We start from the raw sequence: 12,742 nt of genomic DNA on the forward strand, positions 1-12,742 counted from the left end.
CGATTCCGGACACACATTTTGTCGCTTAACCCGGTTGGGATGAGGGGCGCGCCGCGTACATGGTGAGAACGCATTGGTGAAGATGCCGATTTTTGGCCGTCTTCACCAATGCGTTCTCACCATGTGCGGGGAAAGAGGCGTGCCGCAAAGCTAAACGACACATGGAACACGGCATACTCCGCTGATTTTCAGCGATATATGCCGTGTTGGATGTGTCGTTTGGCCTCAGCAGACCACACCCCACCCATTTTTGGGATACGCGTCCCATAGCGTGGTACAGTTTCTTCCATTCTGCGACACAGCAGTTTCACACAATGGAATGAGAGGACGGGCAATGACCACCAGCGTCGAGCATCAACCCCCTGCCCCACAAGCGGCCCCTGCTGCCATCCGGGAGACAACGCCACAGGAGCGAAACCGGGTCCGCCTTGCGTCGACAATTGGCACGACGATTGAGTTTTACGACTTCTACGCCTACGCCACCGCAGCCGTCGCGGTATTTCCGTTCCTCTTCTTCCCCAAGTCGGAGTCGAGCACGGTGGCGCTGCTGTCGTCGTTCGCCACGTTTGGCCTGGCGTTTATCGCTCGCCCGCTAGGTTCAGTGCTGTTCGGCCACTTCGGCGATAAGGTCGGCCGCAAGGCCACCTTGGTCGGTGCGCTGCTGACCATGGGTATCGCCACCTTTGTTATCGGCCTGCTGCCCACCTACGCACAGGCCGGCATCTGGGCACCGGCGTTGCTGGCACTGATGCGCTTCTGCCAGGGCCTTGGCCTGGGCGGCGAGTGGTCCGGCGCGGCCCTGCTGTCCACAGAAACAGCAGCTAAGGGACGCCGCGCCTGGGCGGGCATGTGGCCCCAACTCGGCGCACCGTTCGGCTTCCTGCTGGCAAACGGCCTGTTCCTCATCCTGGTCACCGTGCTGGGCCACACCACTGGCGACTTCGAGGGCGCGTTCATGCGCTGGGGCTGGCGCATTCCGTTCCTGCTGTCCATCGTGATGGTCATCATCGGCCTGTGGGTTCGCCTGCAGGTTGAGGAGACTCCGGTGTTCCAGCAGGTGGAGCAGAACAACCAGAAGGCCGCTTCCCCACTGGCGGAGGTATTCAAGACCGCTTGGAAGCCGCTGATCCAGGGCACGTTTGTCATGGTCGGTTGCTACACGCTGTTCTACATCGTGACCACTTGGTTCCTCTCCTACGGAATTGGTTCGGCGGAAGAGGGCGTTGGCCTGGGTATTGCGTACCCGACGTTCCTGAAGCTGCAGCTGGTGTGCATCTTCGGGTTCATCGCTGGCATCCCGATTGCGGCGCATTGGTCGGATGTCTACGGCCGTCGCCCGGTGCTGGGTCTGACCTCGGTTGCGATCATCGTCTATGGCCTGAGCTTCAAGTGGCTGCTGAATCCGGAGACGTTCACCATGGTTTCCCTGGGCATCTTCTTGTTCATCGGCATGGTGTTGATGGGCTTCATCTTCGGCCCGATGTCTGCGATCTTGCCGGAGTTGTTCCCGTCGAATGTGCGCTACACCGGCTCGGGTATCGCGTACAACGTGTCCTCCATCCTGGGTGCGGCTATCGCCCCCTTCATTGCGACGGCACTGAACGCGAAGTATGGCCCGCAGGCTGTGGGTATCTACCTGGTTATTGTCACCGCGATTTCCCTGTGGGCAATCCTTTCCTCCCCAGAGACTAAGCACCAGGAGATGCACGAGATTTAACGCTTGCTTTCCATTCAGGCAAGTGACATACTTGCCAACGTGGAAAGCAACAAGATCTCTCAAGAAGAAGCTCGCGCCACCCTCGAGCAGATCGACATGCTCGAGCGCGACGCGCAACATAAGCCCACACCCCTGTGGGCTTATGTCATTCTCGGCACCCTGTTCGGAGTCACTGCTGCTGGCCTGATCCTGCGGTGGACATACTGGTGGGCATTGTTTGCGGTCATTATCATCGCCTGCATCGCCATCACCGTGCGAGATCACAACCGCAACGTGCGTCCAAGCATGAAGCAGCCGATCCAGGAAGACCCCGAGACGAATTGGGGATCCGTCCTGATGCCACTGATCTTCATGCCAATCATCTGGCTCGTCCCCGAAGGTAGCGTCGCTGGCGCGACTATCGCGGGCGTCCTCTCCGCAGCTGTCATTATCGTCACCGGTTACTACTGGGAGAAAAACCGATGAGTGAGCCAGCCATCGACCCCGTTATTCACCCGTTAGCCAGGTTGAAGATTTGTGCGGCGCTGTTTCATGGGGGTGCCGTCGAAAAGCAATCGTCCCGCTTTGAGATGCGCTTTAGCGCCCTAAAGGACGAGGCAGACTTGTCAGACTCCGCACTGTCCAAGCAGTTGGCCACGCTGGAGGAGCACGGCTATATCACGCGCTTCCGCGAGTATGGGTCGAGCAGAGCGAAGGACACGGTGTGGGTCACACTGACAGCGACGGGCGCGCAGGCCTTCGAGCGACACACGGCAGCGTTGCGAGAGATCGCGGGCGGGTAGATTCGGACGCATGAGTTTTCCAGGACCATCCATCAACTCGTTCGCGTTGATTACCGGCGCGAGCCAAGGCATCGGCGAGGCGATCGCACGCGACCTGGCCAAAGGTGGCCACAACCTCATCCTTGTTGCCCGGCGCGAGGAGGTATTGCAAAAGCTTGGCGACGAACTCGCGGCCGCCCACGGCGTCACCGTCGAAGTCTTCGCCGCGGATCTGTCTAAGGAACGCGACGTCACCGCACTGCTTAACCACATTGCGAACCGCAAGATTCACATTTGCGTCAATTCTGCCGGCATCGCGTCGTTCGGCCCGTTTATGAAGCAGGACTGGGAGTACGAGACGAACCAGTTCAACCTGAACGCGACGGCAGTGTTCCGCATCACCAAGGCGGTGCTGGATCAGATGGTGCCACGCGGCGAGGGCGCGCTGTGCAACGTCGGCTCCGCCGCGGGCAACCTGCCGATCCCGAACAACGCCACCTACGTGTTCACCAAGGCGGGCGTGAACATGTTCACCGAGGCCCTGCACTACGAGCTGAAGGATTCTGGCGTGCACGTGACCCTGCTCGCGCCGGGTCCGGTGCGTGAGGCGCACATTCCGGAGGAGGAGCAGTCGATCGTGGATAAGGTCGTGCCCGATTTCCTGTGGACGACCTACGAGTCTTGTTCTGCCGACACCCTGAAGGCGATGCGCCGCAACCGCCGACGCGTCGTTCCGGGGCCGCTATCGAAGGCGATGGATGTCGTGTCTACCTACGCCCCGCGCGGGATTCTGCCGCCGATTATGGGCAAGTTTTACGCCAAGATGGGAGAGGAATAAATGGAGATCGCAGACAAGGACAATCGCATCGTGTGGGTCGACCTGGAGATGACCGGTCTTGACCCGTCACGCCACGTCATCGTGGAGGTGGCAGCGCTTGTCACGGATGCGGAGCTCAACATTATCGACGACGGAGTCGACCTCGTCGTCCACGCCACCGACGCCGAACTGGCGGAGATGGATGACTTTGTCACCGAGATGCACTCCTCCAACGGGCTGCTCGATGACATTAAGGCCTCCACGACCAGTATCCGGGATGCGGAGGATGCGGTGCTGGAGCTCGTCGCAAAGCATTGCGATCCTGCTCATCCTGCTCCGCTTGCGGGCAACTCGATTGCTACCGACCGTGCGTTTATCCGTGCGCAGATGCCGCGTCTCGACGACGCCTTGCACTACCGCATGATCGACGTGTCCACCGTGAAGGAACTGTCGCGCCGCTGGTTCCCTAAGGCGTACTACAACCAGCCCGAAAAGGGCATGGCTCACCGTGCCTTGGCGGACATCGTGGAATCCATCCGCGAGTTGGACTACTACCGTCGCGCCGTATTTGTGGACTCCCCCGGCCCGGACACCGACACCGCAACGAAGGCTTCTGCCGCTGCAACCGAGTTCTACCAGCGGTTTTTGTAAACTTCAGATGAACGGCTAAGGTGTAATCCGCTGCAAAACAGCAATGGTGGCTGTAGTTCAGCTGGTAGAGCACCAGGTTGTGATCCTGGGTGTCGCGGGTTCGAGCCCCGTCAGCCACCCCAAAGCGTGCCCCGTAACCTCCACAACAGGTTACGGGGCACATTGCTTTTCCACCCCCTCCTTAAATATGTTAGCCTTACCTAACTATTTGGCGTGCGAACTTCCGCCGCCAGAAGCAGCCACGAGTTGTTGAAGGGCAGGGACAACGATGACTGAACAAGCCAACAAAGCGGCCGCGAGGCGTAAACCCCGGAAGGCCAATGAGGCAACCGTGACCGGTCGCCGCCAGCTCTCCCCCGATCTGGTTCGCTTAAGCCTGAACACCCCCGCTTTTGTCGGTAAAGATCTGGAGTTTACGGACCACTACCTCAAGCTGTTGTTCGTGCCGGAGGGCGCCGCCTACTCCTGGCCATTTAACGTCGAACAGGTCCGTGAACAACAGCCGCGCGACAAGCAACCGGTGACCCGGACCTACACGTTGATCAACCTCGACTCATCGACCGGGGATTTCGATGTTGACTTTGTCACCCACGGCGATGCAGGCCTGGCCGGTCCGTGGGCTCGCGTAGCCGAGGTTGGAGAGAAGATCGGCTTCTTCGGCCCAGGTGGCGCGTGGGGCCCTTCGGTCGACTACGAGCACTTCATCTTCGCCGGCGATGAGTCCGCAGCACCGGCCATCGGCGCGGGCCTAAAGCGCCTCCCCGAGGGCGCAACTGCGACCGCGTACATCGAGATCGAAGCCGAAGACCGCAAGTTTGAGCTCCCAGCCCGCGATGGCGTGGACATCCATTGGGTGATCCGCAACGGCGCGACCCATGGCACGGAGCTATCCCGCGTCGTGCGACAGGCCGGCGTGCCGGACGGAAAGAACACCAGCTGGTTCATCCACGGCGTTGCCGAGATGATCAAGGAAATGCGGCGCTTCCTCTTCGTCGAATCCGAGGTCCCCAAGCAAGACGTGTCCATCTCTGGGTACTGGCGCATCGGCATGACAGAGGATCAGTGGCAGGCCTCCAAGCGCGATTTCAACGCCGAGATTGAAGCCGAGGAGGAACGCGCGAAAGCCTAACTGCGCCTGGGGGCACTAACTGCACCTAGGGGCACTAGGAGTAGAGCTGCTCGCCGCTGCCGCCGGAGCGCTGCTCCCAATCAAGGTTCCAGTAGCCCAAGCCGTCGTACGGGGTCAGGGTCGATCCGCCAGTGTTTTTCACCACTACCGGGTCACCCCGTTTGACGTACTCCTGGAACCACTTGGCGTTCTCATAGGAAGCGTTGATGCAGCCGTGCGACTGGTTCTGGGACCCCAACGCCCACAGCGCCCACGGCGCGGAGTGGACGTAGATGCCCGAGTACGACAGCTGGGTGGCGTAATCCACCGGCGTGACGTACCCGCCCGCATCCAACGCCAAGCCGTAGGTGCGCGAGTCCATGACAAGGCTGGGGTGCTCATCCCCCACCACGTAGGTGCCATTCGGGGTGTCGTAGCTACCGTCGGTTCCCAGTGAGATCGGGAACTCCTTCACCAACTCGTCGTTAGCGTAGACGCGCAGCATCTTGTCGTAGTTATCCACGACAGTCTCCACCTTGTCACCGATGGTGAAGCTGATTTCGGTGTCGTCGGAACCGTAGACGCCTTCGGCAAGTTTGCGCCCATACAGATCCACTTTCACAGTGACCTCAGTACCGGGCTCCCAGTACTCCTTCGGGCGCCAGCGCACTTCGTAAGGATCCAGCCAGAAGAATCCACCCTCGGTGTCGTTCGAGGTTTCGACCGAGATGAGTTTCTCCATCTTCTTGGTGTCTTGGATCGGGCTATCAAAGCGGATGGTTACCGCCTGGGCGACACCAACCGTCGAGCCGTCAAGCGGACCAACGTACGCATTAACCGTCACAGCCGGCGACACCGTAGTAAACGACGACACCACCTTCTGACCCTCAACATCACGCGCCTCAATGGTGTACTCGCGTCCGTAACCAAGCGGTTCCGCCGTAGACCATTCGGTTTTGTCGTCGTTGAACTCCGCCTCGACTTCCTTGCCGGCCTCGTTGGTCATCTTCACCGAGGCCAGTCCGACCTCCGAAAGCACCTTCACCGGCTGGCCAGGCTCGACGTCAGTGGCGTTATTGCTCACCGAGACTTTCGGCGGCTTCGCCGCAGGCGTCGTCTCTGCAGCCTGGTCTGTCTCCGCAACCTGCTCGAGACGGCTCGACCCATCCCCCGGTGAGCAGGCCGAAATCATCGCTCCTGCAGCCAGCGCCGTCAGGACCGCGGTGCAGCGGCGAACCGCGCGAAGGTGGAGCACAATGGACCCCTCACAACTCAAATCCAAAACTCAAACGCCAATACTTTAACCGTTAACGGCTAAAAAGCCACCATCCACAAACAAAGCGTTATACAACGTTTAACATCGCCGAAAAATATGCTCTTACCTGCCGATTTCACACATTCAACACACGCTGCTAATGTATTACCTCGTTGCAGAGAGCAACACCAACAAAACAAAATACGCGCCATTAGCTCAATTGGCAGAGCAACTGACTCTTAATCAGTGGGTTCGGGGTTCGATTCCCTGATGGCGCACAGCACAGCGAGGCTGGCAGGTATTTTACCCGCCAGCCTCGCTTTTTGTGTACCCGTCACTTTTTCTCGCAGCTGAGACTAGGCTGATCTTCATGAAAACAGCCTTGGTAATTGTTGACGTGCAAAATGACTTCTGCCCCGGCGGTAGCCTTGCCACCGCCCGCGGCGATGAGGTGGCGTCAAAAATCGCGGAGTTGATCTCCACCCCTGATAACAGGTGTTTGGAGTACGACCACATTGTGGCAACACAGGATTGGCACATCGAGCCAGGTGACCACTTTGCCAAGGAAGGCGAGACACCGGACTTTGTCAACACCTGGCCGCCGCACTGTGTCGCTGATTCCTATGGTGCGCAGATGCGCGGACCGGTGGATACCTCGCTGATTGAGGAGTTTTTCCGCAAGGGCAAGTACACCGCCGCTTATTCCGGATTCGAGGGCGCAACTGAGGCTGGCACATCGCTTGAGGATTGGTTGCGCGAGCGCGAGGTTTCCCAGCTAGACGTCTGTGGCATTGCAACGGACTTCTGTGTGCGAGCCACCGTCCTGGACGCCCTGAAGGCTGGTTTCAAGGTGCGCGTCCTGCGCGCGATGTGCTCCCCTGTCAATGACAAGGGCGGTGCCGCAGCGCTTCAGGAAATGTTTGAGGCTGGCGCCGAGATTGTCTAGTTACTTCGTCGGGTTGTAGCCCAGAAGTTCTTCCATCTCGCCCATTTCGGCGGTTTGCACCTCAATCATGTCTTGGGCCAACTCGCGAAGCGGCTCGTAGGCGCCGCCGTCCACCTCGTCCTGCGTCATCTTGATCACGTGGGCGTGGTGGAAGTGCATCATTTCGAGGAAAGCGGTGCGCAGGTCGTCGCCACGCAACTGCGCGAACTCGTCCAACTGCTCGGGCGGGAACATGCCATTGGCGATGTGCTTCGAGTGGAGCTCCATGTCCTGATCGATGCCCCACTCGTCGGCCCAGGCGTTCATCTGCTCGTTTTCGCGCTCCTGACCGTCCTTGATGCGCTGGGCGAGATCACGCACCTGCGCATCGTCGACGTCGGAGTCCAGCAGCACATCCGACATGTCGATCGCCTGCTGGTGGTGCGGCACCATCATGCCTAGGAAGTGGACGTCAGTGCCGTTGTACTCGGCGTCGGTGTCCGTCGACGTTGCGGCGGTCTCTTCATCCGGTGTGAACGCAGCGCGTATCGACGGCCCCGCCACCGTCAGCACCAGCGCAATCGCGGCAATGACGGCAAGCGCGATCCACAGCGGCTTTTTACTGCCGCGCATCCGCTCGAGTTCGTGGTCGGCCTGATCATTAACCATTGATGCTCCCTTTCGGTCGTAAAACGAGATTACCTTGAATTCAACAAGGACACGAGCGTATCGACGACAAAACGCCGGCACCCACAACATTGCAGGTACCGGCGTACAGACGCTCGCGCTTAGTTACGCGACAGCAGCTTCTGCAGCTCCTTGAGCTCGCTCTTGCGCTTACGGCCGTTGTAGACCTTGATACCGATCAGCGCTGCGATACCGATACCAACGCCAGCGATGATCTTCTGCACAGTCTCGTCCTCGAGCCAGGTCTTTGCCTGCCCCTTAGCCGTGTCGGCCAGGTTGGACGGGCTGGTGCGATCTGCAAGCTCATCAAGCGTGCTGGCCAGCTGGCTACGGGTGCGTGCAAGGTCACGCTCAATGTCGTGAATATCTCGTGCCACGGTTTCAAACTCCTACGTTTACTTGGGACTTTTCTAGACTGACGTCTTTTCGTACCAACAGTAGTGTAAAACGGGGAGGCATGACTGAACCCATCAGACTGCAAGAAGGGGACGTTGCCCCCGCATTCACCCTGAAAAACGACAAGGGCGAAACCGTTTCGCTTGCCGATTTCGCTGGCCAGCGAGTCATCGTGTACTTCTACCCGAAGGCCAACACACCCGGCTGCACCACCGAAGCCTGCGACTTTAGCGACAATATGGACCAGTTCAAGGAGGCCTCCGTCGCCGTACTCGGCATCAGCCCCGACCCGGTGGAGAAGTTGGCAAAGTTCCGCGACGACCACAACCTGACCGTGCAGCTGCTTTCCGACGAATCCAAGGAAACCCTCGAGGCATACGGTGCCTTCGGCGAAAAGAAGAACTACGGCAAGATCGTCCAAGGCGTTATCCGCTCAACGTTCCTTGTCTCCGTCGACGCTGACGGTAAGGGCACCGTGGAGCAAGCCCAGTACAACGTCAGGGCAACTGGCCACGTTGGCCGCATCCTGCGCGACTGGAACCTGTAAGTCCCCACTCCCCCATAAAGAATTGGTGCGCCCGGAGAGACTTGAACTCTCACGCCATAAGGCACTGGAACCTAAATCCAGCGCGTCTGCCAATTCCGCCACGGGCGCGTCGAGAACGGATATTACACGCCGCGCCCCCATCCACAGAAACCGCGGTATCAAACTTTAGTTTGGCACCATGGTTTTACCGGGTAAGATCACCACTCGTGAGCGAAAAGTTGGAACACACGGACGCGGACGGGACCACCCCGATTCCGCAGCGTGAGCGTCTCCGCGTGCGATGGTGGCACATCCTGCTCCTCATCGCAGCCGCAGTGACGTGCCTGCTGCTCGCCCGGTGGCAGTGGGAACGCTACCAATCCGGCACCGGCACTCTCCAGAACCTGGGCTACGCCCTGCAGTGGCCATGCTTCGCACTGTTCTTCATCTACGCCTACCGCGTAGGTATGCGCATGGAAAACGACAAGATTGACGCCGAGAACGCAGGACTGACCATGGATGACCTGTACGAGGCCGATCTCGCCCGCTACGGCAAGCACAAGCCCGTCACGGAAATCGACGAGGACTTCCTGCCCGCACGTCCGGAGATCGACGTCGACGAATACAACAAACTTGTGGCACCGCGCCGCGAAACCCACCCGGAAGGTAAAGGTGAACACGCATGACCGAGCAAACTCAGCCAGCAGCACAGCCAGAGCGCATCCACCCGGAGCGCCAGCGCCGCGTCAAGCAGGCATTGCTGTGGTTCTCCATCGCGGCGTGGGTCACCGGCGTCCTGCTGCTTCTACTGATTGCCCGCATGATCATGCAGTACGGCTTCGACATGAACGTCGACTACTTGTCCTGGGTCGCGCGCGTACACGGCTTTGCTTTCGTCGCATTCTTGATGACGTCGCTGAATCTCGGTTCCAAGGCCCGCTGGTCCGGCGGCACCTGGGTGGCAACCGCTATCTCCGGCGTCGTGCCGTTTATGTCCTTCTTTGTGGAAGAGAAGCGCCGCAAGGAAGTTAAAGAAAAGTTCCAGCTCGCCTAACGCCGGCGAACTGGAACTTCGGGGGATGAAACCGGCGGCGAAACTTATTCGTCGTCGGTTTTTGTTAGCACCATGACGCCGACCTTCTCCGCTTGATCGTTTTGCGGCGACAGTGTCAACGTGTCGCCTGCACGCTCAGCGTCGTACTCCAGATCCTGGTGCGTCAGCGGATCTTCCAGCTTGAACTCTTTATCGTCGCGCAGGCAGTTCGCTTCGTTAGTCTCACCGTCGGTTTCGGTCAGCTCCCAGGAGCAATCCTTACCGTCAATGGTCACAGTGGCCCGACCACCGCCGGTCCCCTCCTGGGTTGCGGTGACGTCGCCCGACCAGGTGCCGTCGAAGTCACCGTCCTGCCCACAAGCGGTCAAAAGAGCGCTGGAGGCGAGAACAGTTGCTGCGAATGCGATTGTTTTCTTCATACCGCCACTGTAACGATTTTCGTCACTCCAGCGCTGCGATGTGCTTTGCCAACTCCCGCAACGCCTTGCCCCTGTGGGACCGTGCGTTCTTCTCCTCCGAGGTCAGTTCCGCCGAGGAACGCCCCGGCGCGTCATCCGGCGCGAAGAGCGGGTCGTAGCCGAAACCGTTGTCGCCGCGGGGCTCGCGAAGCAGTTCCCCTTCCCAGCGTCCCTCCGCGACGTGCACGTCGCCTTCTGGGGTGGCAAGCGCGCAGCAGGACACAAACGCTGCGCGGCGCTGGTTAATATCCTCCATCTGCTTGAGCAGCAGAGCGTTGTTACCAGCGTCGTCGCCGTAGTTACCGGACCAGCGAGCGGACAGGATGCCCGGCATGCCGTTGAGGGCTTCGACGCTTAGGCCGGAGTCGTCAGCGACGCACGGAAGACCAGTCGCGGCAGCACCAGCCCGGGCCTTCAGCACTGCGTTTTCCTCAAAGGACAGGCCGTCCTCGACAGGGTCGGGGTAGGCGGGGGCGTTATCAAGCGACACAAGCTCCACTCCCTCGATGGCCAGCTCGCGCAGCACCTGGTCGAGTTCGCGGACCTTGCCCGGGTTACGGGAAGCGACGAGGACTCTTACCATCCCAACGCCGCCTTCTGGGCTGCGAAAAGCTCCTCACAGCCCTTGGCTGCCACGTCGAGCATCTCGCCGAGCTGCTCGCGGCCGAACAGGCCGTGCTCGCCGGTGCCCTGGATCTCGACGAAGTTGCCACCCTCCTGCATCACCACGTTGAGGTCCACCTCCGCGCGGGAGTCCTCCTCGTACGGCAGGTCAAGGCAGACGTGGCCGTCGATGATGCCAGCAGAGATCGCCGCTACCGGCTTCAGCAGCGGCTCACCCGGCACCACGCCGCGCTCCTTGAGCACAGCGATCGCGTCCGCAAGTGCCACGTACGCGCCAGTGATCGACGCGGTACGGGTACCACCGTCGGCCTGGAGCACGTCGCAGTCGAGCTGGATGGTGTTCTCACCGAGTTCAGAAAGATCCACCGCAGCGCGCAGGGAACGACCCACCAGGCGCGAAATCTCGTGCGTGCGGCCCTTTACCTTGCCACGCATCGATTCACGCGGCATACGCTCGTGCGTCGCGGAAGGAAGCATGGAGTACTCGGCGGTCAGCCAGCCTTCGCCGGAATCCTTCTTAAAACGGGGAACGCCCTCCTCCACCGAAGCGGTGCACATCACGCGGGTGTTACCGAACTCCACCAGCACGCTGCCAGCAGGGTTCGAAGTAAAACCGCGAGTGATACGGACAGGGCGAAGCTCGTCGACGGCGCGACCGTCAAAACGCGAAAAATCAGTCATAGCCCCAAGCGTAACGCAGGCGGGCGTCGCGTCCCTGCAAGCCAACTAGACCCAAGGCGATTTATTAATCACGTTCGGAGGGCACCCCATTGCGGTGAGGATGGGCAACGAGTGTGAGTGCGTCGAAAGATCGTGTCCCGGGAAATTGGCCATCAGGAATTCGTGAGCAATTTTGGTGAGCCCGAAATGTGGCTCTCCTTCGATCACACCGTGCAGGTACTGCAACATGGACAATTTGAAGAATGTCCGGTCTCGCAACGATTCCGGATACGCCCGAATCCAGCTGAGTGTGGAACTTGGTTTTCTTGGCACAAGCGGTGCATCGTCTACACGGTTATACAGTCTCGCGTAATGTGCACACGTATTTCGCAAATAAGCCAGCGATCGCTGCCATGACCCGAGCTCCTTGAACGTGAGCCCGGTATCAGCAGCGATCTGCTCGCGCATCCACTTTGGAAGCAGATCGTACAGATTGTGCAGCGTTCCCCATTCGAAGGTCTGCACTGCAGCCCAAATTGGAAGATCTTCGTTGCGATCCCGGTAGTGGTGTACGAAATCCTCTTTGGAGTAACCAATAGATGCGTCAAAGCGGTCCAACCACTTTGCATACCGCTCTACCTGGTTCGGTTCCTTAATGGGAGGCTGCATCTGCAGGTCAAGCATTGACGGGTCGTCAAGATGAAGATGAAGCAGCGGGTGCACGCTACCAATCGTGTGTGCAATGGCGTTACGGAGCCAAATCTCCACGGGCTCCAACGCACTCAAGGCTGCCTTACGCAATCGGGTATCGAACCTCACGAGTCGAATGATGTCGTCGAAATTCGTTCCCTCACGGAATTCATTCTTGCGTGTGAGTTCGTATCCGTGAAGTTTTTGTTGATTCGGGAATGGCTCTCTAAACGGGTACCAGTATCCGCTCAAACGGTAATAACCGATGTTTCGCAGCGACTCTTCCGCAGACGCAAGATCTGCAATTCGCATCCCCCGTTCGCCCAATAGCGTGAGCAAGTCTTCATAGTTCTGAAACGGTTTCGTGGATACCACGATCCCGGGTTAAGCGACAAAATGTGTGTCCGGAATCG

The 12,742-nt window shown here is 59.4% G+C and carries 17 protein-coding genes and 3 tRNA genes; 12 read left to right on the forward strand and 8 right to left on the reverse strand.

Going from position 1 to position 12,742, the window contains the following annotated elements; genetic code table 11:
* Positions 1 to 334 precede the first annotated feature (334 nt).
* The 7 genes from HMPREF2734_RS02580 to HMPREF2734_RS02610 all read left to right on the forward strand — a co-directional run bounded on the left by HMPREF2734_RS02580 (position 335) and on the right by HMPREF2734_RS02610 (position 5,075).
* Positions 335 to 1,717: an MFS transporter gene (locus HMPREF2734_RS02580; protein WP_083291979.1), complete on the forward strand. Its 1,383-nt coding sequence runs from the start codon at positions 335 to 337 to the stop codon at positions 1,715 to 1,717.
* Between the two features lie 39 nt (positions 1,718 to 1,756).
* Positions 1,757 to 2,182, forward strand: a complete 426-nt coding sequence (locus tag HMPREF2734_RS02585) for a hypothetical protein (protein WP_141750408.1) — start codon at positions 1,757 to 1,759, stop codon at positions 2,180 to 2,182.
* Entirely contained in the window at positions 2,179 to 2,499 is a 321-nt protein-coding gene (locus tag HMPREF2734_RS02590; RefSeq protein ID WP_070569026.1) for a transcriptional regulator, read from the forward strand. Before HMPREF2734_RS02585 ends, HMPREF2734_RS02590 begins: the two co-directional genes overlap by 4 nt.
* Before the next feature lie 10 nt (positions 2,500 to 2,509).
* Positions 2,510 to 3,316: a mycolate reductase gene (cmrA, locus tag HMPREF2734_RS02595; RefSeq protein WP_070422576.1), complete on the forward strand. Its 807-nt coding sequence runs from the start codon at positions 2,510 to 2,512 to the stop codon at positions 3,314 to 3,316.
* On the forward strand, positions 3,317 to 3,946 hold the full coding sequence (gene orn, locus HMPREF2734_RS02600; RefSeq protein WP_070483541.1) for an oligoribonuclease: 630 nt from the start codon (positions 3,317 to 3,319) through the stop codon (positions 3,944 to 3,946).
* 46 nt (positions 3,947 to 3,992) lie between these two features.
* Positions 3,993 to 4,068: transfer RNA gene (locus HMPREF2734_RS02605), tRNA-His, on the forward strand.
* A 146-nt stretch (positions 4,069 to 4,214) separates the two neighbouring features.
* Positions 4,215 to 5,075 carry a siderophore-interacting protein gene (locus HMPREF2734_RS02610; protein WP_070569029.1) on the forward strand — a complete coding sequence of 287 codons (861 nt, stop codon included), beginning with the start codon at positions 4,215 to 4,217 and terminating at the stop codon, positions 5,073 to 5,075.
* A 34-nt stretch (positions 5,076 to 5,109) separates the two neighbouring features.
* Here HMPREF2734_RS02610 and HMPREF2734_RS02615 read toward each other — a convergent pair whose 3' ends face one another.
* On the reverse strand, positions 5,110 to 6,309 hold the full coding sequence (locus HMPREF2734_RS02615; RefSeq protein ID WP_070422579.1) for a L,D-transpeptidase: 1,200 nt from the start codon (positions 6,307 to 6,309) through the stop codon (positions 5,110 to 5,112).
* A 205-nt stretch (positions 6,310 to 6,514) separates the two neighbouring features.
* Here HMPREF2734_RS02615 and HMPREF2734_RS02620 point away from each other — a divergent pair.
* Positions 6,515 to 6,587, forward strand: a tRNA-Lys gene (locus HMPREF2734_RS02620).
* A 92-nt stretch (positions 6,588 to 6,679) separates the two neighbouring features.
* On the forward strand, positions 6,680 to 7,255 hold the full coding sequence (locus tag HMPREF2734_RS02625; protein ID WP_070569031.1) for a nicotinamidase: 576 nt from the start codon (positions 6,680 to 6,682) through the stop codon (positions 7,253 to 7,255).
* On the opposite strand, the gene HMPREF2734_RS02630 is transcribed toward HMPREF2734_RS02625, so the two are convergent.
* Both HMPREF2734_RS02630 and HMPREF2734_RS02635 read right to left on the reverse strand, forming a co-directional pair.
* The gene (locus tag HMPREF2734_RS02630; RefSeq protein ID WP_246816770.1) at positions 7,256 to 7,903 is read right to left on the reverse strand and encodes a DUF305 domain-containing protein; all 648 of its coding nucleotides are present in this window, start codon (positions 7,901 to 7,903) and stop codon (positions 7,256 to 7,258) included. It abuts the gene before it with no gap.
* Positions 7,904 to 8,022: 119 nt separating this feature from the next.
* Positions 8,023 to 8,298, reverse strand: a complete 276-nt coding sequence (locus HMPREF2734_RS02635) for a DUF3618 domain-containing protein (protein WP_070569034.1) — start codon at positions 8,296 to 8,298, stop codon at positions 8,023 to 8,025.
* A gap of 80 nt (positions 8,299 to 8,378) precedes the next feature.
* Between HMPREF2734_RS02635 and bcp the strand changes: the two genes are divergently transcribed.
* Entirely contained in the window at positions 8,379 to 8,864 is a 486-nt protein-coding gene (gene bcp / locus HMPREF2734_RS02640) for a thioredoxin-dependent thiol peroxidase (RefSeq protein WP_070569037.1), read from the forward strand.
* 23 nt (positions 8,865 to 8,887) lie between these two features.
* Here bcp and HMPREF2734_RS02645 read toward each other — a convergent pair.
* Positions 8,888 to 8,972, reverse strand: a tRNA-Leu gene (locus tag HMPREF2734_RS02645).
* A 98-nt stretch (positions 8,973 to 9,070) separates the two neighbouring features.
* Between HMPREF2734_RS02645 and HMPREF2734_RS02650 the strand changes: the two genes are divergently transcribed.
* Entirely contained in the window at positions 9,071 to 9,529 is a 459-nt protein-coding gene (locus tag HMPREF2734_RS02650; protein WP_224213568.1) for a hypothetical protein, read from the forward strand.
* Positions 9,526 to 9,897 carry a DUF3817 domain-containing protein gene (locus HMPREF2734_RS02655; protein WP_070451222.1) on the forward strand — a complete coding sequence of 124 codons (372 nt, stop codon included), beginning with the start codon at positions 9,526 to 9,528 and terminating at the stop codon, positions 9,895 to 9,897. Before HMPREF2734_RS02650 ends, HMPREF2734_RS02655 begins: the two co-directional genes overlap by 4 nt.
* A 44-nt stretch (positions 9,898 to 9,941) precedes the next feature.
* On the opposite strand, the gene HMPREF2734_RS02660 is transcribed toward HMPREF2734_RS02655, so the two are convergent.
* The 4 genes from HMPREF2734_RS02660 to HMPREF2734_RS02675 are packed head-to-tail and all read right to left on the reverse strand — an operon-like array spanning position 9,942 to position 12,704.
* A complete protein-coding gene (locus tag HMPREF2734_RS02660; protein ID WP_070422584.1) occupies positions 9,942 to 10,316 on the reverse strand; it encodes a hypothetical protein in 375 nt (124 codons plus the stop codon).
* A gap of 22 nt (positions 10,317 to 10,338) precedes the next feature.
* Positions 10,339 to 10,938, reverse strand: a complete 600-nt coding sequence (gene rdgB, locus HMPREF2734_RS02665; RefSeq protein WP_070451226.1) for an RdgB/HAM1 family non-canonical purine NTP pyrophosphatase — start codon at positions 10,936 to 10,938, stop codon at positions 10,339 to 10,341.
* Positions 10,932 to 11,660 (reverse strand): ribonuclease PH, encoded by a 729-nt coding sequence (rph, locus tag HMPREF2734_RS02670; RefSeq protein ID WP_070422586.1) that lies wholly within the window; start codon positions 11,658 to 11,660, stop codon positions 10,932 to 10,934. Before rph ends, rdgB begins: the two co-directional genes overlap by 7 nt.
* A 45-nt stretch (positions 11,661 to 11,705) precedes the next feature.
* Positions 11,706 to 12,704 carry an Abi family protein gene (locus tag HMPREF2734_RS02675; RefSeq protein WP_070451227.1) on the reverse strand — a complete coding sequence of 333 codons (999 nt, stop codon included), beginning with the start codon at positions 12,702 to 12,704 and terminating at the stop codon, positions 11,706 to 11,708.
* Positions 12,705 to 12,742: the final 38 nt, after the last annotated feature.

The organism is Corynebacterium sp. HMSC055D05, from assembly GCF_001810365.1.
In the GTDB taxonomy this organism is placed as follows: domain Bacteria; phylum Actinomycetota; class Actinomycetes; order Mycobacteriales; family Mycobacteriaceae; genus Corynebacterium; species Corynebacterium coyleae.

Bases quoted from the DNA above. Each gene is read 5' to 3' on its own strand.
- HMPREF2734_RS02630 (WP_246816770.1), bottom strand. From the start codon at position 7,903: ATGGTTAATGATCAGGCCGACCACGAACTCGAGCGGATGCGCGGCAGT.
- HMPREF2734_RS02610 (WP_070569029.1), top strand. From the start codon at position 4,215: ATGACTGAACAAGCCAACAAAGCGGCCGCGAGGCGTAAACCCCGGAAG.
- orn (WP_070483541.1), top strand. From the start codon at position 3,317: ATGGAGATCGCAGACAAGGACAATCGCATCGTGTGGGTCGACCTGGAG.
- bcp (WP_070569037.1), top strand. From the start codon at position 8,379: ATGACTGAACCCATCAGACTGCAAGAAGGGGACGTTGCCCCCGCATTC.
- rph (WP_070422586.1), bottom strand. From the start codon at position 11,660: ATGACTGATTTTTCGCGTTTTGACGGTCGCGCCGTCGACGAGCTTCGC.
- HMPREF2734_RS02655 (WP_070451222.1), top strand. From the start codon at position 9,526: ATGACCGAGCAAACTCAGCCAGCAGCACAGCCAGAGCGCATCCACCCG.
- HMPREF2734_RS02660 (WP_070422584.1), bottom strand. From the start codon at position 10,316: ATGAAGAAAACAATCGCATTCGCAGCAACTGTTCTCGCCTCCAGCGCT.
- cmrA (WP_070422576.1), top strand. From the start codon at position 2,510: ATGAGTTTTCCAGGACCATCCATCAACTCGTTCGCGTTGATTACCGGC.
- rdgB (WP_070451226.1), bottom strand. From the start codon at position 10,938: ATGGTAAGAGTCCTCGTCGCTTCCCGTAACCCGGGCAAGGTCCGCGAA.
- HMPREF2734_RS02580 (WP_083291979.1), top strand. From the start codon at position 335: ATGACCACCAGCGTCGAGCATCAACCCCCTGCCCCACAAGCGGCCCCT.
- HMPREF2734_RS02625 (WP_070569031.1), top strand. From the start codon at position 6,680: ATGAAAACAGCCTTGGTAATTGTTGACGTGCAAAATGACTTCTGCCCC.
- HMPREF2734_RS02590 (WP_070569026.1), top strand. From the start codon at position 2,179: ATGAGTGAGCCAGCCATCGACCCCGTTATTCACCCGTTAGCCAGGTTG.